Origin of the sequence: Marinobacter sp. Arc7-DN-1, assembly GCF_003441595.1 — a bacterium.
Classification (GTDB): Bacteria; Pseudomonadota; Gammaproteobacteria; order Pseudomonadales; family Oleiphilaceae; genus Marinobacter; species Marinobacter metalliresistant.
In genome coordinates this window covers 2113169-2132421 of record NZ_CP031848.1, presented here as the reverse complement: position 1 = coordinate 2132421, position 19253 = coordinate 2113169, and the positions used below count along the sequence as shown (strand labels likewise).

The 19253-nt window shown below is 59.0% G+C and carries 20 protein-coding genes; 8 read left to right on the top strand and 12 right to left on the bottom strand.

The features are described from left to right. Position 1: 1 nt before the first annotated feature. The 9 genes from D0851_RS10030 to ubiE all read right to left on the bottom strand — a co-directional run bounded on the left by D0851_RS10030 (position 2) and on the right by ubiE (position 6082). Positions 2 to 721, bottom strand: coding sequence for a 16S rRNA (uracil(1498)-N(3))-methyltransferase (locus tag D0851_RS10030; protein WP_117618529.1), 720 nt, complete (start codon positions 719 to 721; stop codon positions 2 to 4). Continuing rightward, complete coding sequence (tatC, locus tag D0851_RS10025; protein ID WP_117618528.1) at positions 718 to 1503, bottom strand: twin-arginine translocase subunit TatC; 786 nt, start codon at positions 1501 to 1503, stop codon at positions 718 to 720. Before tatC ends, D0851_RS10030 begins: the two co-directional genes overlap by 4 nt. Continuing rightward, a complete protein-coding gene (tatB, locus tag D0851_RS10020; protein ID WP_117618527.1) occupies positions 1500 to 1889 on the bottom strand; it encodes a Sec-independent protein translocase protein TatB in 390 nt (129 codons plus the stop codon). The genes tatC and tatB overlap by 4 nt, the downstream gene beginning before the upstream one ends. A gap of 11 nt (positions 1890 to 1900) precedes the next feature. Further along, positions 1901 to 2134: a twin-arginine translocase TatA/TatE family subunit gene (tatA, locus tag D0851_RS10015; protein WP_117618526.1), complete on the bottom strand. Its 234-nt coding sequence runs from the start codon at positions 2132 to 2134 to the stop codon at positions 1901 to 1903. An 89-nt stretch (positions 2135 to 2223) separates the two neighbouring features. Then, positions 2224 to 2553 (bottom strand): phosphoribosyl-ATP diphosphatase, encoded by a 330-nt coding sequence (locus tag D0851_RS10010; protein WP_117618525.1) that lies wholly within the window; start codon positions 2551 to 2553, stop codon positions 2224 to 2226. 12 nt (positions 2554 to 2565) lie between these two features. Continuing rightward, on the bottom strand, positions 2566 to 2982 hold the full coding sequence (hisI, locus tag D0851_RS10005; RefSeq protein ID WP_117618524.1) for a phosphoribosyl-AMP cyclohydrolase: 417 nt from the start codon (positions 2980 to 2982) through the stop codon (positions 2566 to 2568). 27 nt (positions 2983 to 3009) lie between these two features. After that, complete coding sequence (gene ubiB / locus D0851_RS10000; protein WP_117618523.1) at positions 3010 to 4653, bottom strand: ubiquinone biosynthesis regulatory protein kinase UbiB; 1644 nt, start codon at positions 4651 to 4653, stop codon at positions 3010 to 3012. Next, entirely contained in the window at positions 4650 to 5291 is a 642-nt protein-coding gene (locus D0851_RS09995) for an SCP2 domain-containing protein (protein ID WP_117618522.1), read from the bottom strand. Before D0851_RS09995 ends, ubiB begins: the two co-directional genes overlap by 4 nt. Beyond that, entirely contained in the window at positions 5291 to 6082 is a 792-nt protein-coding gene (gene ubiE, locus D0851_RS09990) for a bifunctional demethylmenaquinone methyltransferase/2-methoxy-6-polyprenyl-1,4-benzoquinol methylase UbiE (RefSeq protein WP_117618521.1), read from the bottom strand. The genes D0851_RS09995 and ubiE overlap by 1 nt, the downstream gene beginning before the upstream one ends. A 125-nt stretch (positions 6083 to 6207) precedes the next feature. Between ubiE and D0851_RS09985 the strand changes: the two genes are divergently transcribed. Then, entirely contained in the window at positions 6208 to 6486 is a 279-nt protein-coding gene (locus D0851_RS09985; protein WP_117618520.1) for a polyhydroxyalkanoic acid system family protein, read from the top strand. Positions 6487 to 6506: 20 nt separating this feature from the next. Here the strand turns inward: D0851_RS09985 and D0851_RS09980 are convergent, their stop codons facing one another. Further along, the gene (locus tag D0851_RS09980; RefSeq protein ID WP_117618519.1) at positions 6507 to 7256 is read right to left on the bottom strand and encodes an FFLEELY motif protein; all 750 of its coding nucleotides are present in this window, start codon (positions 7254 to 7256) and stop codon (positions 6507 to 6509) included. Positions 7257 to 7347: 91 nt separating this feature from the next. Then, positions 7348 to 8271, bottom strand: coding sequence for an alpha/beta hydrolase (locus tag D0851_RS09975; RefSeq protein ID WP_117618518.1), 924 nt, complete (start codon positions 8269 to 8271; stop codon positions 7348 to 7350). Positions 8272 to 8639: 368 nt separating this feature from the next. Here D0851_RS09975 and D0851_RS09970 point away from each other — a divergent pair, with 368 nt between their 5' ends. From D0851_RS09970 to D0851_RS09955, 4 genes are all read left to right on the top strand, one after another. Then, a complete protein-coding gene (locus tag D0851_RS09970) occupies positions 8640 to 10085 on the top strand; it encodes a WS/DGAT domain-containing protein (RefSeq protein WP_117618517.1) in 1446 nt (481 codons plus the stop codon). Positions 10086 to 10257: 172 nt separating this feature from the next. Beyond that, positions 10258 to 11370: a porin gene (locus D0851_RS09965; RefSeq protein WP_117618516.1), complete on the top strand. Its 1113-nt coding sequence runs from the start codon at positions 10258 to 10260 to the stop codon at positions 11368 to 11370. A gap of 240 nt (positions 11371 to 11610) precedes the next feature. Continuing rightward, positions 11611 to 12780 (top strand): nitric oxide-sensing protein NosP, encoded by a 1170-nt coding sequence (nosP, locus tag D0851_RS09960; protein ID WP_413773556.1) that lies wholly within the window; start codon positions 11611 to 11613, stop codon positions 12778 to 12780. Next, the gene (locus tag D0851_RS09955) at positions 12755 to 15019 is read left to right on the top strand and encodes a hybrid sensor histidine kinase/response regulator (RefSeq protein ID WP_264756482.1); all 2265 of its coding nucleotides are present in this window, start codon (positions 12755 to 12757) and stop codon (positions 15017 to 15019) included. Before nosP ends, D0851_RS09955 begins: the two co-directional genes overlap by 26 nt. Positions 15020 to 15232: 213 nt before the next feature. Here D0851_RS09955 and D0851_RS09950 read toward each other — a convergent pair whose 3' ends face one another. Next, positions 15233 to 16273, bottom strand: a complete 1041-nt coding sequence (locus D0851_RS09950) for a LacI family DNA-binding transcriptional regulator (RefSeq protein ID WP_117618514.1) — start codon at positions 16271 to 16273, stop codon at positions 15233 to 15235. A 114-nt stretch (positions 16274 to 16387) separates the two neighbouring features. Here D0851_RS09950 and ltnD point away from each other — a divergent pair, with 114 nt between their 5' ends. Genes ltnD through otnC form a run of 3 tightly spaced genes read left to right on the top strand, consistent with a single transcriptional unit; the run spans position 16388 to position 19250 of the window. Continuing rightward, on the top strand, positions 16388 to 17323 hold the full coding sequence (gene ltnD / locus D0851_RS09945; protein ID WP_227539499.1) for an L-threonate dehydrogenase: 936 nt from the start codon (positions 16388 to 16390) through the stop codon (positions 17321 to 17323). 2 nt (positions 17324 to 17325) lie between these two features. Continuing rightward, positions 17326 to 18606: a 3-oxo-tetronate kinase gene (gene otnK / locus D0851_RS09940; RefSeq protein WP_117618513.1), complete on the top strand. Its 1281-nt coding sequence runs from the start codon at positions 17326 to 17328 to the stop codon at positions 18604 to 18606. Next, a complete protein-coding gene (gene otnC, locus D0851_RS09935) occupies positions 18603 to 19250 on the top strand; it encodes a 3-oxo-tetronate 4-phosphate decarboxylase (protein WP_117618512.1) in 648 nt (215 codons plus the stop codon). The genes otnK and otnC overlap by 4 nt, the downstream gene beginning before the upstream one ends. Positions 19251 to 19253 lie beyond the last annotated feature (3 nt).

Below are 19253 nucleotides of genomic sequence, written 5' to 3'. Positions count from 1 at the left end.
CTCACCTGCAGGCGTCAAACAGTCGGCTGACCAGAACCGTTACAGCGGTTTCCACGCGCAGAATCCGGGGGCCAAGATGGATGCCCTGGCACCCGGCCTCTTCCAGTCTGCCGACTTCATAAGTGGTAAAGCCACCCTCCGGGCCAACGCACAGGGCAGTTGGCTGGTTCAGGTGAACCGGACAGGGCGTGCTGGTTCCGGGGTGAGCCACCAGAGCCTGCCTGCCTTCCAGCAGAGCCGGCAATTCATCTTCCACGAAGGGCTTGAACAGCTTGCGGATCTGCACCCGGGGCATGCGGGTGTCTTTTGCCTGTTCCAGCCCCAGGGTGAGGTTTTCCCTCACCTGTGCTTCAGACAGCCATGGGGTTTGCCAGAAACTTTTTTCCACTTTATAGCTGTTGATCAGCCAGATGTCCTTTACGCCCAGGGTGGCGCAGGTTTGCAGGATCCGCCGGAACATCTTTGGCCGGGGCATGGCCAGGATCAGCGTGAGAGGAAGGGGAGCGGGCGGCGTATGATCCAGTGTCACCCGGAGTTCTGTTTCGGTATCCGTGAGTCTCAGAACCTCGCCGGTCCCCATGTTGCCATCAGCCCGGCCAACGGGCACCGAGTCACCGGCAGCCACCTTGATAACGGACTGCAAATGGGCGAGGCGGCGTCCTCGCAGGATCACCCGGTCAGGGCCGACGAAGTCTTCGTCGAACAGTAACGCCAGGTTCATTCGCTGGCAGGCTCGTCGGTATCCGGTTCCGCCATTTCCCGTTTTGCCAACCGGCCGAACAGGATCCCGATCTCGAACAGGATCCACATGGGCACGGCCAGCAGAGTCTGGGAGATGATATCCGGCGGGGTCAGCAGCATGCCGATGATGAAGCAGCCGACCACGACATAGGGGCGTTTGGCCGCCAAGTCCGCCGGTGTGGTGGCCCCGGTCAGAATCAGCAGGACGGTGGCGATGGGAATCTCGAAGGCCACACCGAAGGCGAAGAACATTTTCAGGACAAAATTCAGGTAGCTGCTGATGTCGGGCAGTTCAACAATGCCTTCCGGGCCGATGGCGGTGAAGAAACCGAACACCAGGGGGAACACCACGTAATAGGCGAAAGCGGCACCCAGGTAAAACAACAGCACCGAGGTAAACAGCAGCGGAAAGGCCAGCCGCTTCTCATGGGCATAAAGCCCCGGGGCTACAAAGCTCCAGAGCTGGTAGAGAATAATGGGGATGGCGGCAAACACCGACAGTACAAGCGCCAGCTTCAGGGGCGCGAAGAAGGGCGAGGTGACGTCGGTTGCGATCATGGTCTGGCCGACCGGCAGCAGCGAACGGATGGGTTCGGACAACCACAGATACAGTTCGTTGGCGAACGGGTAGATCGCTGCAAAGCAGATAACCACCGCCAGAACCATTTTCAGCAGGCGATTGCGAAGTTCCAGCAAGTGCTCAATCAGAGGCATTTCCTGGTGTTCCGGAGGCATCTGATTGCCGTCTGGCTTTGCATTCATGAACGTTTATCCGGCGGACTTTGCGGGGTTTCTGTTTGCGGGGTTTCTGGTTGATCGGTGGTGTTTTCGGCGGCGGCGCTCCCGGGCGTTTTGGTTTCGTTCCCGGGCAGGATCATGTGCTCGTATTTTTTGGCTTCATCCAGGGCGCCGCGCACGGTTTTCTGAACGTCGTCCAGGCCAACATCCCCCGCCTTGCGAAGTTCTTCACGGAGTTCGTCAGCTTTTAGCTGCCGGTCCAGTTCCGAGGTGAACTGGCTGACCATGCGCCGGGCACCACCCACCCAGCGCCCGGCAGCGCGGGCAGCTGAGGGCAGCCGTTCGGGGCCAAGCACCAACAGCGCAATGACGCCGCTGACCAGTAGCTCAAGAAAGCCGATATCGAACATTCAGCCAGGTCTCAGCTGTGGGATTTGTCCCGGGGCTTATCTTCAGCCGCCGGTTGCGGCTGCTCTTCGGTCTTGCCTTCCAGGGAGTCCGGATTCTCGGTCTTGGAGTCCTCGTCGCTCATGGACTTCTTGAAGCCGCGAATGGCGCCACCCAGGTCGCTGCCGATGTTGCGCAGTTTCTTGGTTCCGAACAACAGAATGACAATGCCGAGTACGATAAGTAATTGCCAGATGCTGATACCCATTACGGGGTCCTCGTTTTAATGTTTCTGTTCCGTGACATTGTACGTTACCAGAACCGGTTCGCGGAAATCCCCGTTAGGGGTACTCCCGGTCACTTGTTCCGTGACGCTTTTTCTTCGAGCCCTGACAGGTCGAACCGGCTGGCCAGCTCGTCCAGAATATCCTTTGGGCCGAGTCCGAAGCCGGACAGCATCACCAGGCTATGGAACCACAGGTCTGCGGTTTCATAGACCACATCCCGGGTTTCACCGGTGTGTTCTGCGTCCTTGGCCGCCAACAGGGTTTCCGTGCACTCCTCTCCCACCTTTTCCAGGATCTTGTTCAGACCCTTGGCATGGAGGCTGGCAACGTAGGAGGTTTCCGGGTCCGCTTCCTTTCGGGCTTCCAGAACCCTGGCCAGGTTTTCCAGTACATCACTCACTGTCCGTGCTCCTCAGTTGCTGCCGTAAATGGCGTCCGGGTCTTTGATCACCGGGTCAACGCTGACCCATTGACCCTCTTTCAGGGACCGGTAAAAGCAGCTTCGCCTTCCGGTATGGCAGGCGATACCACCTTTTTGTTCCACTTTCAGCAGGATGACATCCTCGTCGCAGTCCAGCCGGATGTCCCGGATCACCTGTTCATGGCCGGACGTTTCGCCCTTACGCCAGAGTTGGCCCCGGGAACGGGACCAATAAATCGCATGGCCCTCCTCGGCGGTCAGCCTGAGGGATTCCCGGTTCATCCAGGCCATCATCAGGATGTCGCCGGTTTCAGCGTCCTGGGCAATGGCCGGCACCAGGCCGTCCGGTGTCCAGCGGACGGTGTCCAGCCAGTCAGGGGTCTCGACGTTATCGGAGTAATCTTGCATTTTTGTGAATCCTGAAATCTTTATCGGTTATCGGCCGCCCCGGAGCACCAGCCCGCCGGCAATGGCGAACAGTGCCCAACCCCAGGCGGGCAGCGCTTCAACCCACTGCCGGGACTCGGGTTGGGTGCCGGCCAGTGCTCCGGCAACCAGTAATGCGGCCACAGCGGTTCTGCGCCAGCGCCGCTCGGTACGGACCTGCTGTTCCCGGAGCAGTTCCAGTGTAGCCCGATTCTGCTGCTCTGTGGGGCCGGCATGTCGCAGTTGCAGCAGCGCGTCGTGCACCAGTTGAGGCATTTCCGGCGACTGCTCGAGCCAGGACGGCAAGTGTGATTGCAATGACTTGATCAGTCCGGACGGGCCAATGCGCCTGCGCATCCAGGCTTCCAGGAACGGTTGGGCCGTGCTCCAGAGGTCCAGCTCCGGATAGAGCTGGCGGCCCAGGCCTTCGACGTTCAGCAGGGTTTTCTGCAGCAGTACCAGTTGGGGCTGCACTTCCATGTTGAACCGCCTGGCGGTCTGGAACAGGCGCAGCAGGAAGTGACCGAACGAAATGTCTTTCAGGGGCTTCTCGAAGATGGGCTCGCAAACGGTACGAATGGCAGCCTCGAACTCGTTAACCCGGGTGTCCGGTGGTACCCAGCCGGACTGAATGTGCAGTTGCGCCACCTGGCGGTAGTCCCGGCGGAAAAAGGCCAGCAGGTTGCGGGCCAGGTAGCTCTGGTCATCCGGCGCCAGGGTGCCGACAATGCCGAAATCGATGGCAATATAGCGGGGGTCGGCCGGATTGGAGACATCCACAAAGATGTTGCCGGGGTGCATGTCGGCGTGGAAAAAGCTGTCCCGGAACACCTGGGTAAAAAAGATCTCGACCCCTCTCTCTGCCAGGACTTTCATATCCGCACCGGCCGCCTTGAGGGCGGCGGTATCGGCGATGGGAATGCCGTGAACGCGTTCCATCACCAGCACGGTTTTACGGGTGTAGTCCCAGTCAATGAAAGGGATGTAAATAAGCGGGGAATTTTCGAAATTCCGACGCAACTGGCTGGCATTGGCGGCTTCCCGCTGCAGGTCCAGCTCATCGTGGATGGTGGAGTCGTAGTCTTCCACCACCTCCACCGGGTGCAGGCGTTTGCCTTCGGACCAGTATTTTTCCAGTAGCCCGGCCATCAGGTACATCAGGGCCAGGTCCTGGCGGATGACCTTTTCGATGCCGGGGCGCAATACCTTGACCACGACCTTCTGGCCGTTGCGCAGCGTCGCGGCGTGTACCTGGGCGACCGAGGCCGAGGCCATCGGATCCGGGCTGAATTCGGCAAACAGGTCTGCTACCGGGGCGCCCAGGGAAGTTTCGATGATGCCCCGGGCAACGTCACTGGGAAAGGGCGGAACCCGATCCTGGAGGGTTTTCAGGGACTCGGCCATGTCATCCGGCAGCAGGTCTCGTCGTGTGGAGAGTATCTGGCCAAACTTGACGAATACCGGCCCCAGCTCCTCCAGTGCCAGCCGCAGGCGGTCGCCGCGATCAAGCTTGGGTTGGGGGAACAAGTGCCACGGAGCCAGCAGGAAAAACACCTTCAGAGGCGCCGGCAGTTCGGAAAGGGGCAGGAACGTGTCCAGCCGGTAACGGCAGAATACCCAGGCAATTCGGAACAGGCGTTGCAGGCGGGTCACAGGTTCTCCGGTTCGTCAGTCTTGCCGTGGTTTTCAATCAGGGTCAGCCGGGCCTCCAGCCGCTCCGTGCGCAGGCTGAGTTCATCGATATCCGCAAACGTGGCTTCCAGTTCCCGTCGCCCCGGCAGGCTGCGGCTTTCCTCGTGCACATATTCTTCGATGCTGGCATTGAGGGAATGAAACGCCTGCCGGCTCCAGCGCAGGGCTCCGCGAATGCGCTGGCCGAGAAAATGGGCGGGGACATCGCCGATGTGGCGGGCCATGGCGGCTTCCCAATCCGGCTCAAGCTGGTTCAGGGCGCGCTGTAGCTGGTGGGCCAGCGCGGTGTCGCCGGTCACCTGAAGGCGGCCATCGGCGAAGACGCGGTCGTCGCCGGTTGCCAGGGCGGCAAAGGCGATGGGTTTGCCGGTTATCTCCAGGGCCGGCTGTTCCACCGGCTGGCTGCCAACCCGGACCCGCTTACCGGCCCGGTCCAGGGTATAAGTGAAGGTAATCGGATCGGTGATGTTGAGCTGTACCGGCCCTGCCAATGCCTCCATCAGTGCCTGATGTCCGGCCGGATCCAGCTCCAGTGCCCGGTTCAGGGCACTTTCCAGGATGGCGGTAACGGCAGAAAGGACGGTGGGGCCGGGAAACATCAGGGCTTGATTCCCACATGCAGGGCGACAATGCCGCCGGTCATGTTGTAGTACTTGCAGTTCACCAGGCCGGCATTTTCCATCATGCCTTTCAGCGTTTCCTGATCCGGATGCATGCGGATGGATTCCGCCAGGTATTTGTAGCTTTCGCTGTCACCGGCGATCAGTTGGCCCATCAGCGGCAGTGCGGAGAACGAGTAGGCATCGTAAGCCTTGCTCAATAGCGGATTGGTGGGCTTGGAAAACTCCAGAACCATCAGCTTGCCGCCCGGCTTGAGAGCCCGGGTCATGTCCCGAAGCGCCTGATCCTTGTCGGTGACGTTACGCAGCCCGAAGGCGATGGACACCGCGTTGAAGTTGTTGTCCGGGAACGGCAGGTGCTCGGCATCCGCCTGGACATACTCGATGTTGCCGGCGTATCCCCGGTCCGTCAGCCGGCTACGCCCGACCTGCAGCATGGAGGCGTTGATGTCGGCCAGCACAACCTTCCCGGAGGGGCCCACCAGATCCGAGAATTTCATGGTCAGATCGCCGGTGCCGCCGGCGATGTCCAGTACCTGGTGGCCCGGTCGCACGCCGGAAAGCTCAATGGTGAAGCGTTTCCAGAGACGGTGGATACCCATGGACATCAGATCGTTCATGAGGTCGTACTTGCCCGCCACGCTGTGGAATACTTCTGCCACCTGGCTCGCCTTCTGGCTCTTGGGCACGTTGCGGAAGCCGAAGTGGGTAACGTCGTTCTGGCCGTTGCTGTTTCCGGCCTGGCGGGGTGGCGTTTGCTGCTCGCTCATGGGAGGTGTCCTGTCAGAATCTGAACCCCGTATTCTAACCGTTGACGGGGTTGCTACAAGGGTGGCGGTGAGTTTAATCGCACCCTAAACTGTAAATCCGTCCAAAGTTAAGAGAAAACTGATTCATGTCTGTTATTGACGTACACCGCCCGCACGCCCTGGATAAAGAACACGCAAGGCAGGCTGCCGAAGCCCTGGCGCAGGATCTGTCCAGCCAGTTCGACGTACATTACCAGTGGGAGGGCGACCATCTGAAATTCAAGCGCAGTGGCGTCAAGGGGCACCTGAACATCACCCCAACGGATCTGCATATCCATCTGGAGTTGGGCATGATGCTGCGGCCTTTCAAGTCGCGCATTGAGCAGGAAATTCATTCCCAGCTGGACCAGATCATCAAGGCCTGAGGGGACACTGGCTGAGGCTTTTACAGGTCGCCCGGCAGACTGAAAGGCTCGGGGTGACCAGCTAAGATGTTGCGCATCACCTGCTGCTCCCGGGTGACCAGCCGGTCGATCAGTAAATTTACATCATTCATCTTCCGGAACGCCGAGTAGCCACGGTGCAGAAAGCTGTGCAGATCGGTGAGATCGGCCATTTCCGCCGGGCCGCGGCTCATGGACAGTAGCCAGCCCAGAGTGCGGTTGCGGACATAACGGTCAAGTTGCTGGCCGACGTCCGCCACCAGGGTAATCTGCTTTTTCCTTTGATCCAGCCGTTCGCTGGCCCGGTAGGCGGTGCAATAGTACTCGATGGTTAGCGAATCGGTGGGTATACCTTGTCGATGGAAGAGCTCTGCCAGCTCCAGGTCCAGCTGCTGGGTGATCAGGTTCAGCTCGACCAGGCCGGCAAAGGTGTCCAGAAGGTTATCCGGCAACCACTTCACCATCTTGGGGAACACCCGGTCGATGTTGTCATCCCGGCGGGTCATCCTGGCCGGCGCGTAAAGATCGGTCAGCAGAAACTCCAGGCCGTGGTGGTAACCGGGGTGCTGGTAGAGATCGAGGTGGGTCGCTTTCAGGCGCTCTGCCTGCCAGTCGGCCACCCGGAAGCTATTTTCCAGCAACGGATGTGCCGCTTTCAACTGCCGGAAATCGTGATAGTCCAGCAACAGCTGCTGCAGCTGGCGAGCGCTTTCAGAGCGGGTTTCGGTCGCGACAAGACGCTCACGGTACATGGGGGTTGGCTCCACTAAACCTGATGATAAAGGAGGAAGTGGCGTAGTTTAGCGGAGCTGCTGAGGTCTTGCAGTAAGGTCGGGCAGGGCGCTACCCCTGGGCGGCCGCCGGCAGTGTTTCAAAACCGGGTACCCATTCCTTGCTGTCGAGCGTAATGAAATGGCTCGGAGCTTCGGTTTCCACGATTCTCATGGTGGTCGGGCTCTGGCGGGCACTGGCCAACATGGAGGAGCGATCGAGAATGCGGTCCACCGCCGGAATCAGGAAGGTGCCGTGGCGGACGTGGTTATAGATGCTGGTGTCGGTGCGCGCCATCCAATCCATGATGTTCTCGATATTGCGAACGATGGTCAGATGGTCTTTGGTGGCCGAGAACAGCTTGCTCAGCAGTTGCTTCTTCCGCGGGTTCATCTTGCCGAAGAAGGTCTGGCCGTAGGTCGAGGAAGGCGCGTTGTTGATCAGGCGGATCAGCCAGGGCCACATGCCGTGGCTGACGGGTTCCAGAAGGGTGGTAACCAGAGCATGAAGTTTGCCCTGGGGCAATACCGGCGCTTCCAGTACCACCTCCATATCTTCAAAAAGCTCCGGCCATTGTTTGATGGCCTCCAGAATCACCGCGCCGCCCCGTGAATGGCCGTGCACCCGAATATTCCCGGTGGTGGGCAGGTTGGACAGGGCCTGGTTCAGAATGCAGGCATCGTACTCAATGGTGCCTTCCAGATGCCTGATCGGCACCTCCCAGTCCGGGGCTTCCGGGGTAATGCCGTTGACCGGGATATGGTAGTTGCTGCAGGTCAGCAAAATCAGTTCGGTGGTGGGCGCTTCGTAGGCCTGGGTGAAGTAGCAGTGGTTTTCCAGAAAACCGTGCACGCCGACAACCGTCTGTTCTGCCTTGCCGCTGTGGTTGCGAACGGAAACAGCGCCTTTGCCAACGCGGTAGACCTGCCCCGAAAACATTTCCGAGTAGGCGCTTTCAATCGGTTTTATCAGCTTGCGAACATGGCTCGCTTTCATAACTGCTCTCCCCCCAGCACTGCAACGGCCTGTTATTGGAATTTGAGTGTGCTGGTAACCCTTTTGTACCCTGATTTGTACCCCGATCGGACCCGTGAGTTATTGGCGCTGGGTACCAGTTTTACGGTCTCCCAGAGCCAACCGATGACTGATTCGGGTGTTTAATAACCATTGCATTAAGGCTTATAACCAGTATAGGGCTGAATAGTTACTCACGTGTAATTTTTTGTAACGGCGTGAACCATTGCCTTCTCTGGAGCCTGTGGGGCTTGTCTGGCACAATGCGGGGTTCGGTTTTTATGTAGCCTCTGATTCAGGAGTGAATCAGAGGCTACATACCTTCACCATTCTTCCGGGGACGTTCGGGTTTGAGTCACGAGCAATCGCACCTTCTGCTACCTGCGGATTCGGCTTGGCTGGCCCTGGAGCGCCCGGAAAACCCCATGACCATCACCGTGATGTTGCGGGTTGATGGCCTCACGGCGCCACGCTTCCGGGAATTTCTCAGGGTTTACTGGATGGCCTGGGAGCGTTTCCGGTATCTGCCGGTCAAGCGCTCACCGGCCTGGTGGTGGGAGCCGGACCCGATGTTTGATGTGCGGCATCACCTTGATGTGGTGGTGGACCGCTTTACGCCGGAGACTCTCCGGGAATGGGTATCGGCCCGGCTGAATCAGCCGCTGCCCATGTACCGCCCGCGCTGGAAATTCTGGCTGGCCCCGAATGCCGAGGGCGGCGCCGTGCTGTTGCTGCGCATTCACCATTGCTATGCCGATGGTCTGTCCCTGTTGGGTATCTTTGATCGTCTGTGTCCGCCATCGCCTCAGCAGCATCCTGCTATTTACGGCGCGGCAGAAACCGCCGAATTGGCACGCTGGACATCGGCGGCAAAGGCCTGGTTGGGACAGTTGATGGCAACAGAACCGTCTTCGGAGCAGCCCGGTAGCGGTCCAGGGCCGGATGATGCCAGTGGGAATCAATGGCAGGGCGCAGGCCGATTGCTGGAGCGGGTAGCCCGGAAGAGTCTGAATCTGGTGCACGAATTTTCGGAATTCCTGGTGGAGCCGGAAGATACGGTGACGGATCTCAGGCGGCCGCTGCTGGGGCGTCGGCACTGCCGCTGGTCTGATCCGGTACCGCTGGACCGTTTTCGCGCTATTGCCAGAGCCACCAATGTCACCATTAATGACGTGTTGCTCAGCTGCGTGGCAGCGGCGGTCCGGACCCGTCTGGGTATTGAAGGTGAAGATCTGGACGAGGCGATTCTCCATGCCGCGGTACCGGTCGATATCCGCAGCCGGCTACCGGAACAACTGCAGCCGGCGCCCGGCGCGCTGGGCAATTGTTTCGGCACCGTGTTCGTACCCTTGCCGGTGGATGGCGAAAGCCCATTGGAGCGCCTCTACCGCATCAAACACGAAACCCGCCGGCTAAAAAAGAGCTGGCAACCCGGTATTGCCTGGGGGCTGGCGGCCAGTGCCACGGTTATTCCGGAACCCTGGCGGCAGCCGGTTGCCGATGTGTTCTACCGCAAGGCCAGTGCGGTGGTTTCCAACGTGCCTGGTACTCCGGAGGCCCGCTACATTGCCGGCTGCCGGATAACCGAGCAGATGTTCTGGGTACCCCAGGCCGGAAATATTGGCCTGGGCATCAGCATTGTCAGCTACGCCGGGCAGGTGCAGTTTGGCGTGGTTGCCGACGAGGCCGTGATGGCGGATCCCGAGGATTTCCTGAACGATTGCCTGCAGGAACTGGCACAGTTTCCCGGTGGCCTCTCCGGCGGCTTTTCTGACGGTTTTTCCGACAAGTACTAATCCCAAAGTTTCATTTCAGATGCCTCCCAAATGAGCAGAAAACCTGCTCCCTGGGCGCATTCCCCCCCTCTCCCGCATAACCGACCATGGAATTCAGGCGACAGACCATGCCTGGAGTGTCCGGATAACCTGGAACTCCGATCCCAGATTTCCAAAAACAACCGGGGGAACTATGAAAAACAACAACGTCAGAAAATCAGGGTTAGCCATTGCCATGGCAGCGGCCATGGGTGCCAGTGCCGGCGTCAATGCCGCCGTTGAACTGTACAACCAGGACGGCAACAGCTTTTCCGTTGACGGCTACTTCAATGCTTTCTACGTAAACCGTGACGACAAACTGAACGATGTCCGCGATTCACGCGTCAAGATGGGCTTTCTGCCCAACACCATCGGCTTCAACTTCAGCAAGGACATGGGGGATCTGACCCTCGGCGGACGGTCTTCGTTCTGGACCACCATCAATGACAGCCTGGGCGCAGATGCTGGCACCGCGACAGATACGCAGATTGATGTGCGGCAGTTCTACGCTACCGTAGACGGCGACTTCGGCCAGGTGCTGATCGGCAAGGATTTTGGCCTGTACGCCCGTTCCAATATTTTCCTGGACGAGATCCTGATGGGAGTCGGGTCGCCGGGCCTGGAGGGCGGTGTTTCCTTCGGCAACATTCGCTCCGGCTATCCGTATCCGACACCCTCCGCCCAGATTACCTATCGCTCGCCGGATATGAGTGGCTTCAAGGTGGCAGCCGGTGTCCTGGATCCGGCGGATACGGTGACCGGGGCCAATGACGAGAACTCAGCGCCCCGTTTTGAGTCCGAAGTCACCTACAACGCCAACCTCAAGGACATAGCCCTGGCGGGCTGGGTGAACGGCCGTTACCAGTCGGCTGAAAACGGCGCGACCACCGTTGACAGCACCGGTCTTGGCTACGGCCTGAAGGCATCGGTTGCGGGTCTCACCCTGGCAGCCTCCGGCTTCACTTCCAAAGGTGACAACCCGGTCCTGATCGGTAATGGCGCCGTGACCGAAGACGATGCTGATGGCTTCCTGGTTCAGGGCTCTTACGCATTCGGAGCCAACCGTGTTGTCCTGTCGTATGGCGAGACGGATGCGGAAATCCTGAACCTGGAAACGGAAAGCACAACCCTCGGTTTCTTCCATGACGTCAACAGCAACTTCAAGCTGGTTGCCGAGTACAACAGGTACGAAGACAACAACCGCAGCACGGGTGTAACAACCACTGAGGCGGACACCATCGCCCTCGGCGCCATCGTCATGTTTTAAGGAGCCGCCGGCCCCCGGGGATGGCAGGAGAACCTTCCCAGCAGCGGGTTGCCTAAGACTAAAGTGCCGGTTTGCCCCCGCGGAAACCGGCAGCGCCACCAGGCATTGATTCAGGAGGTAGTTTAATCAATGACTTACGAACATTTTGGCGCACCCATTAAAAGCACTGAAGTCGCATTGGCTGCGTTTGCCGATGCCGTAGAATCGGTGGAAAGTCATCCGTTTCCGGGATCCGCGTTTATGAAGCCAGCGACGACCCTGCCCGCGGTCCGGGTAGCGAGCTCCAGTGTTCGCGATCCGATCCTGGCCGCCACCAACCTTGCCAGTCAGCTCAACCACGAACACCTGGGCTGTGTGCTGTTTTTCTGTTCCGCGGAATACGATCTTAGCCGTCTTGGCACCGCCCTCGAGCATGCCTTTCAGGGCGTGCGCGTGTGTGGGTGTACATCCGCCGGTGAGATCACGCCGGAGGGCTATGGCCGTGGATGTATTACCGCCATTGGCTTTGACAATCGCTACTTTGCCATCGACTGCGCGCTGATCCGGGAGTTGGACCGTTTCACCCTGCAGGACGCTCAAGGCGTAATCGACGGACTGTTGTCCACGTGTCGAGACGCGAAGCTGGCGCCGGTCAAGGGCAATACCTTTGCGATAACCCTTCTCGACGGTCTTTCCAGCCGGGAAGAACTGGTTCTGGCCACTCTCAATGCCGCGCTGGGCACCATTCCCCAGTTCGGCGGTTCTGCCGGCGACGATGAGCGCCTGGCCAACACCCATGTGTTTTATGATGGCCAGTTCCACACCGGTGCCGCCACCGTTTTGCTGGTGAACACACCCCTGGATTTCCGGGTGTTTTCCACTCACCACATGGTTGAACGCAGTGAGAAACTGGTGGTGACCCATGCCTGCGCGGAAAGCCGGACCGTATACGAACTCAATGCCGAGCCTGCCGCCGATGCCTATGCCCGAGCCGTGGGTGTGGCTGTCGATGCCCTGGACCGCAAGGTCTTCGCCCTTCGGCCCATGGGGGTGAAGATCGGCGGGCATTACTTTGTACGCTCGGTCCAGCGGGTGAATCCGGACAAGAGCCTGACCTTCTACTGTGCGGTGGAAACCGGAATCGTGATGACCGCTATGGAGCCGGAATCCCTGCTGGACAGTGTGCGCACCCAGATTGAGGCCTCCGAGCGAGTGGTTGGACCGCCCCTGGTGACCATCGGCTGCGATTGCTTCCTGCGGCGACTTGAAGCGGAGCTGACCGGGGAGGTGGAGGCGGTCTCGGAATTCCTGCGCCACCACAAGGTGATCGGCTTCAACACCTATGGCGAGCAGTTTGACGGCATGCACATCAACCAGACCTTTACGGGGGTGGTCATTGGCCAGCCTGATATCCGTTCCGGGCAAGACTGACAGTCCCGCACGGGATGACCGGGACCGGCGCATTGCGGAGCTTGAGGCGGAAAATAAGCGCCTCGGGCGGATTCGTGACGCCCTGATCGTCCGGGTGGAGTCCGGTTCCGCCCACAAGCCCGAGCCCTACGCCGCCTTCGAGCACTCGGTGGTGCTCGCCGAGCAGGTACGGGAGCGCACCGAAGCGCTTAATCAGGCCATGGAAGAGCTGAAGGGCAGTAACAAGGCCCTGAACCGGGCCCGGGAAGAAGCTGAAACCACCCGCCAGCGCCTGAACGATGCCATCGAAAGCATTGCTGACGGGTTTGTCCTGTTTGACAGGCAGCACCGCCTGATCCAGAGCAACAGCCGGTTCCGCAGCTATTGGCGCCAGGCCGGTGTCGAGGTGCCTGAAGCGGGCACACGTATTAACGAGGTCAAGGAGCAGGCCGTCTCCTCCAGACTGATTGTCGAAGAGCACGGTCATCCGGATTCGGAAGGCGTGGTGTTTTTGCTCTCAAACGGTCGCTGGGTTCAGATGACCGAGAGACCCACCCGGGAAGGTGGGCTGGTGGTGCTGTATTCCGACATTACCGACGTCAAGAACAGTGAAATGGCGCGGCGTATCAAGGCGCTGGAGGAAAGCGAGCGCTGGATCCGTGTGGTCACCGACCATGTGCCGGCACTGATTGCCTATGTCGGTGCCGACATGACCATTCAGTTCTGCAACAAGGTCTATGAAGCCTGGTATGGCCGCAAAGGCGAGTCGCCCCTGGGCAAGCGCCTGGATCATGTGCATACGCCCGAGTTGTATCAGCGCCTGCTGCCCCACATTCTGGAGGTTATGGGCGGCCACAACGTGACCTTTGAATTCGAAGAAGCCGGAGAACAGGGCGAGGTGCGCTACATGCTCCGCTCCTATGTGCCCAATTTCGACGAGCAGGGCGACATCATCGGCTTCTTCGTGCTGATCCGGGATATTACCGACCGCCGCAAGACCGCGCTGGCCCTGGAGCAGGCTTATGACAACCTGGAGCGCCGGGTGAAAGAACGCACCGCCGCGCTGACCGGTCTGAACAGCCAGTTGCGCCAGGAAATCAGCGAGCGGGCGGCGGTGGAGGCCCGGCTTCGCGATGCCAAACTGGAGGCGGAGCGGGCCAACCTCTCCAAAACCAAGTTCCTGGCCGCGGTCAGCCACGATTTACTGCAGCCCCTGAACGCCGCCCGACTGTTTACCAGTGCGCTGCTGGAACAGTCATTCGGGCCCAAGGCCGAAGGGTTGGTACGTTCAGTGAGTACATCGCTGGACGACGTTGAAAATCTTCTGGGTACGCTCGTGGACATTTCCAAGCTGGATGCTGGCGTCATCACGCCGGACGTGACGGCCTTTGATCTTCGGGACCTGCTTAACAACCTCGCCCGGGAGTTCCGGCAAATGGCCATGGCCGAGGGCCTGCGGCTGGATTTTGTCGCCAGCTCCGCCACCGTGGAATCCGATTCCCAGCTGCTGGCCCGGATTCTCAGGAATTTTCTGACCAACGCCATTCGCTACACCGGCAATGGCCGAATTCTTCTGGGCTGCCGCCGGCGCAGGGATCATATCCTGCTGCAGGTCTGGGATACCGGCCCGGGTATCCCGGAAGATAGGCTCACCGAGATTTTCCAGGAATTCAAACGCATCCGGCCAGCAGGCTCACAGCCCGACAAGGGGCTTGGTCTTGGGTTGGCCATCGTGGACAAGATCTCCCGGATGCTCGGCCATGAGGTGACGGTAGCGTCCATCGAAGGCAAGGGTTCGGTGTTCAGCGTCAAGGTTCCCCTTGGCCGACTGCAGCCTACGCGACCGGAGCCGGATCAGAACCGCACGGTGTCCTTCGACAGCGGCCTGGGTGGCGCCCGGATCTGGGTGATCGACAATGACCAGTCCATCTGCCAGGGCATGAAAACCCTGCTGGAAGGCTGGGACTGTCAGGTGGTCACGGCGGTATCCCTGGAAGACCTGGAACGCCAGCTCGATCCGGCAAACAGCCCGGTGGACCTGATACTGGCGGACTACCACCTGGACAACGATGAGAACGGCGTGGATGTGGTGGCGGAGATCAACGGCCGCCGCCGCTGCCCGGCGCCGGTGGTGATGATTACCGCCAACTACACCAACGAGCTCAAGCAGCACATCCGTGAGCTGGGTCACCTGCTGATGAACAAGCCGGTGAAGCCGCCGAAGTTGCGCAGTGCGCTAAGCCATCTGCTGGGAAACTGAAAGTGGGGTCAGATGAAAATGGGGTCAGATGAAAGTTCATCTGACCCCATTTTCATCTGACCCCGATTTTACCTGACCCCGATTTTACCGCTTCAGATACTGACTGAAATCGACATCACTGGCGGAAAGAATCGCCTGAACCGGTTATGCACGCCAAGCTCTGCAGAAACACTTCTGATCAAGGGAAATGGGAAAGCACCAATTGCGGGTAAATCAGGTGCTCTCTCCAACTATAAGCTTGAATCCCACATCATGTTGTGGCTGAGAAACGGGTTGATGTTCAAGCCGCTTCAGAATTTGCTCTCCCGCTAGCCGCCCCATCGCTTCTCGAGGTGACTGAATGGTTGTAAGTCTCGGTGTAACATGTCGGCCGATAGGTAACCCATTGAAGCCCGCAATAGCGATATCATTCGGTACGCTCAGGCCAATGCGCTGAGCGTGGAGCAGTGCGCCGGCAGCAAGATCGTCGTTGGCAAAATGGATGGCATCGGTATGTGGGTATTGCTCAAGGACAGTGTCTAGTCCAACAGCACCAGCTTCCAGGCTCCCCATACGGTCGAGTTCAATCAGCGCGGCTTGCATGCCTGCTTCCTCAAGCACTTCTTTGTGGCCCGAAAACCGCATTCCTGCCCGATAATCCATGTCCATACAGGCACCTACATAAACAATTGAACGATAGTGCCGCGCTAAAAGATGGCGTGCCATGGTGCGCCCGGCCTCGTAATGGTCCAGGCCAACGTTGAGATCCAGACCTTCGCCAAGTTCCATGACTTCCATCACGGGCTTATTCCAGCTCTTGAGCAGGTTCACGCAGGCCCCACTGTGACGGAGACCGGCAATGACCAGCGCCGAGCAGGACCAACCCAGGAATGTTCTGACCAGTTGGTGTTCTCGTTGTTGATCGTAATCGGTATTGCCAAGGAGTATCTGGTACCCGTTGGTTTCAAACGTCTCCTGAAGTCCTTTGATCACTTCAATGAACACTGCATTCGCCAGGGAGGGGACAATGACGGCGATAAACCGGGAATTTGCGGATGCCAGACTGCCGGCGACGAGGTTGGGAACATAGCCAAGCTTTTCCACCGAATCCAGAACTCGACTTCTTGTCTCATCGTTGACGCGGTCTGGGGAATTCAGTGCCCGGGATACAGTGATCGGTGATACACCCGCGGCCTCTGCAACCTGTTTCAGTGTTGGCTTATCGGAACCACGCCTTCGGCGTGGACTCGGAAGTGTTGATTCCTTATTAGACATTGGTCGTACTCCTCGTGTCTGAAACTTGCTGTCACTAAAGCTATCAGCTACAAGAATGGTAGCGCTAGCATGATAGCGCTACCATAACCAGAACAACAACCAGGGGATTCGCACGTGACAAACACAGCCAAACATTTACACCGAGTAGGCGTTGTAGGCCTTGGTGCCATGGGGATGGGTACGGCCGTGGCGCTGCTTGACCGTGGGTTTCGTGTCAAGGGGTGTGACGTCAACGCAAGCGCACGGGCGTCCTTCGTCCAATCGGGTGGTGAGAGCGTGGAGAGTCCGGCGGCACTGGCCTCGAAGTGCGATGTTGTGTTGGTGGTGGTTGTTAATGAAACACAGGTCGAGCAGGTTTTGTTTGGCGAATCAGGTCTTGTCGGCTCCCTGATGCAGGACAGCCTGGTGATTCAATGTTCCACGGTTGCCCCGAGTACTGCACGTCGTTTCGGTGATCGGCTTGGCAACGCGGGTATCCAGATGCTTGATGCTCCGATTAGTGGTGGGGCAGTTAAGGCGCGGGCCGGTCAACTATCGGTCATGGCGTCTGGTAGCGAGAGGGCATTCACGCTTGCTGAGCCCGTATTCGATGCGATGGCGGCAACTGTCTATCGGTTGGGGGACGCCCCCGGTGTTGGCTCGAGCATGAAATTGGTGAACCAGTTGCTGGCCGGAGTGCACATTGCCTCGGCTGCCGAGGCAATGGCCTTGGGTATCCGCATGGGACTGGATCCGGAAACCGTCTACGAAGTCATTACCAACTCGGCTGGCAATTCCTGGATGTTTGAAAACCGGGTCCCTCATATCCTCAAAGGAGACTACACCCCGCTTTCAGCCGTCGATATCTTTGTTAAAGATCTCAATATTGTGCACGACACTGGACGTGAACTGGCCATGCCCACGCCCGTTGCCTCTAGCGCGCTCCAGCAATTCACTGCAGCCAAAGGAGCGGGTTTCGGGCGAGAGGACGATGCCGCGGTTATCAAGGTCTATGAACGGCTTTCAGGAATTGCGCTACCTCAGGCCGCCAATGATGCGGGTGGAGCCTGAACATGGGTATAGTGCTGGGCGCCATCGCGGATGATTTTACCGGGGCAACCGATCTTGCCAACAACCTGGTTCGCAATGGAATGCGCTGTGTTCAGGTGATTGGCGTTCCCGGCGAGGATCTTGTTGTTCATGATGCCGATGCTGTCGTGGTCGCGCTCAAATCTCGCTCCTGCCCCGCCCAGCGTGCCATTGGTGATTCTGTGGCTGCCCTGAAGTGGCTCCAGCGGCGGGGCGCCCATCAGATTTTTTTCAAGTACTGCTCGACATTTGATTCTACCGACAGCGGCAACATCGGACCGGTAAGCGATGCCTTGCTTGATCTCCTGGATGCTTCGCAAACAGTTATGGTTCCTGCTTTCCCAATAAATGGCCGCACCGTCTATCAAGGGCATCTTTTCGTTGGCGACAGGCTGTTAAATGAAAGTGGCATGCAGGACCACCCACTCAATCCCATGCACGATGCCGACCTGGTGCGTGTGTTGGCCAAGCAGACGGCTCATCCGGTAGGGCTGGTCGCTCGTCCTGTCGTGTCCGGAGGGCATATTGCCACCCGTCAACATTTGGAGAACCTAAAAGCGCAGGGTGTCCGCCATGTAATCTGCGACACAATTGATGAGTCTGACCTCACAACCCTGGCCCAGGCTGTAGTGGATATGCCGTTGGTAACCGGCGGCTCGGGGTTAGGACAGTCGTTGCCGGGTCAGTATCGCCTGCGCGGATGGTTGGCTGAGGTAAACGAGCCTGGCCGCCTGGCTCCTGGTACGGGTGGCGCACTGGTACTTTCCGGTAGCTGCTCCCGGGCAACTCTGGGGCAGGTTGCCCATTTCCTTGAGCGGTGGCCGGGATTCGCCCTTGACCCTCTAAAACTTGCTGAGGACGAGTCTCACCTTGAGGATGCCCTGGCATTTGCAAGAGCCTGCCTTTTGAAGCATGAGCCCGTGCTGGTCTATGCGTCGGCCGATCCCGGCCAGGTCAGGGAGGCTCAATCTGTCCTGGGAACGCATCGTGCCGGTCAACTCGTAGAGACGGCCCTGGGGCACCTGGCCTCAATATTGGTGCGGGAAGGGGTTGGTCGTCTCGTGGTTGCTGGTGGGGAAAGCTCGGGAGCCGTGGTCTCGGCGCTCGGTATTCGCACCATGCGAATTGGTGGCCAGATCGATCCGGGCGTTCCCTGGACCCAGACCCTGACCACTGAGAGCGGGCCACCACTTTCCCTGGCCCTCAAGTCTGGCAACTTCGGTGGTCAGGATTTCTTTACACGAGCTTTCGAGGTGTTGCCATGAGAGCCGGTAACGTGAACTTGTTGCGCGAACAGATTGCAACCCTGGGTCAGTCTCTGTTTGATCGCGGCCTTACGATGGGATCCAGTGGTAATATCAGTGCTCGTCTGGAAGACGGTGGCTGGCTCATGACGCCAACCAACGCCTGTCTGGGGCGACTTGACCCTGCACGTATTTCTCGCCTTGATCAAGCCGGGCAATTGGTTGACGGTGACGCGCCGACCAAGGAACAGTTTCTGCACACTGCTATGTATACGCAAAGGCCTCAGTCTGGTGCTATCGTGCACCTCCATTCGACCCACTCTGTTGCGGTGTCCTGCCTGCCGGATATCGATCCCTGCGACTGTATTCCTCCATTAACCGCCTATTATGTGATGCGGGTCGGCAGACTGCCGCTGGTCCCTTACCACATTCCGGGTGATCCGAAGCTGGGCGATGCCGTCCGCGGCTTGGCAGGCAAGCACAGTGCAGTGCTCCTTGCCAATCACGGACCCGTGGTGGCAGGGAAGTCGCTGGAGGCGGCTGTTTATGCCACCGAGGAGCTGGAGGAAACCGCCAGGTTGTTCTTGCTGTTGCACGGGCATAATCCTCGCGGCCTGACGCCCGAGCAAGTCGCCACCATCGAGGCGCGCTTCCCGCGCGACTGAGCA

What these genes read in the sequence shown, in the direction of transcription:
- D0851_RS10030 (WP_117618529.1), bottom strand. Translation starts at nt 721, where the DNA reads ATGAACCTGGCGTTACTGTTCGACGAAGACTTCGTCGGCCCTGACCGG.
- tatC (WP_117618528.1), bottom strand. Translation starts at nt 1,503, where the DNA reads ATGAATGCAAAGCCAGACGGCAATCAGATGCCTCCGGAACACCAGGAA.
- tatB (WP_117618527.1), bottom strand. Translation starts at nt 1,889, where the DNA reads ATGTTCGATATCGGCTTTCTTGAGCTACTGGTCAGCGGCGTCATTGCG.
- tatA (WP_117618526.1), bottom strand. Translation starts at nt 2,134, where the DNA reads ATGGGTATCAGCATCTGGCAATTACTTATCGTACTCGGCATTGTCATT.
- hisI (WP_117618524.1), bottom strand. Translation starts at nt 2,982, where the DNA reads ATGCAAGATTACTCCGATAACGTCGAGACCCCTGACTGGCTGGACACC.
- D0851_RS09995 (WP_117618522.1), bottom strand. Translation starts at nt 5,291, where the DNA reads ATGTTTCCCGGCCCCACCGTCCTTTCTGCCGTTACCGCCATCCTGGAA.
- ubiE (WP_117618521.1), bottom strand. Translation starts at nt 6,082, where the DNA reads ATGAGCGAGCAGCAAACGCCACCCCGCCAGGCCGGAAACAGCAACGGC.
- D0851_RS09985 (WP_117618520.1), top strand. Translation starts at nt 6,208, where the DNA reads ATGTCTGTTATTGACGTACACCGCCCGCACGCCCTGGATAAAGAACAC.
- D0851_RS09980 (WP_117618519.1), bottom strand. Translation starts at nt 7,256, where the DNA reads ATGTACCGTGAGCGTCTTGTCGCGACCGAAACCCGCTCTGAAAGCGCT.
- D0851_RS09975 (WP_117618518.1), bottom strand. Translation starts at nt 8,271, where the DNA reads ATGAAAGCGAGCCATGTTCGCAAGCTGATAAAACCGATTGAAAGCGCC.
- D0851_RS09965 (WP_117618516.1), top strand. Translation starts at nt 10,258, where the DNA reads ATGAAAAACAACAACGTCAGAAAATCAGGGTTAGCCATTGCCATGGCA.
- nosP (WP_413773556.1), top strand. Translation starts at nt 11,611, where the DNA reads ATGAAGCCAGCGACGACCCTGCCCGCGGTCCGGGTAGCGAGCTCCAGT.
- D0851_RS09950 (WP_117618514.1), bottom strand. Translation starts at nt 16,273, where the DNA reads ATGTCTAATAAGGAATCAACACTTCCGAGTCCACGCCGAAGGCGTGGT.
- otnK (WP_117618513.1), top strand. Translation starts at nt 17,326, where the DNA reads ATGGGTATAGTGCTGGGCGCCATCGCGGATGATTTTACCGGGGCAACC.
- otnC (WP_117618512.1), top strand. Translation starts at nt 18,603, where the DNA reads ATGAGAGCCGGTAACGTGAACTTGTTGCGCGAACAGATTGCAACCCTG.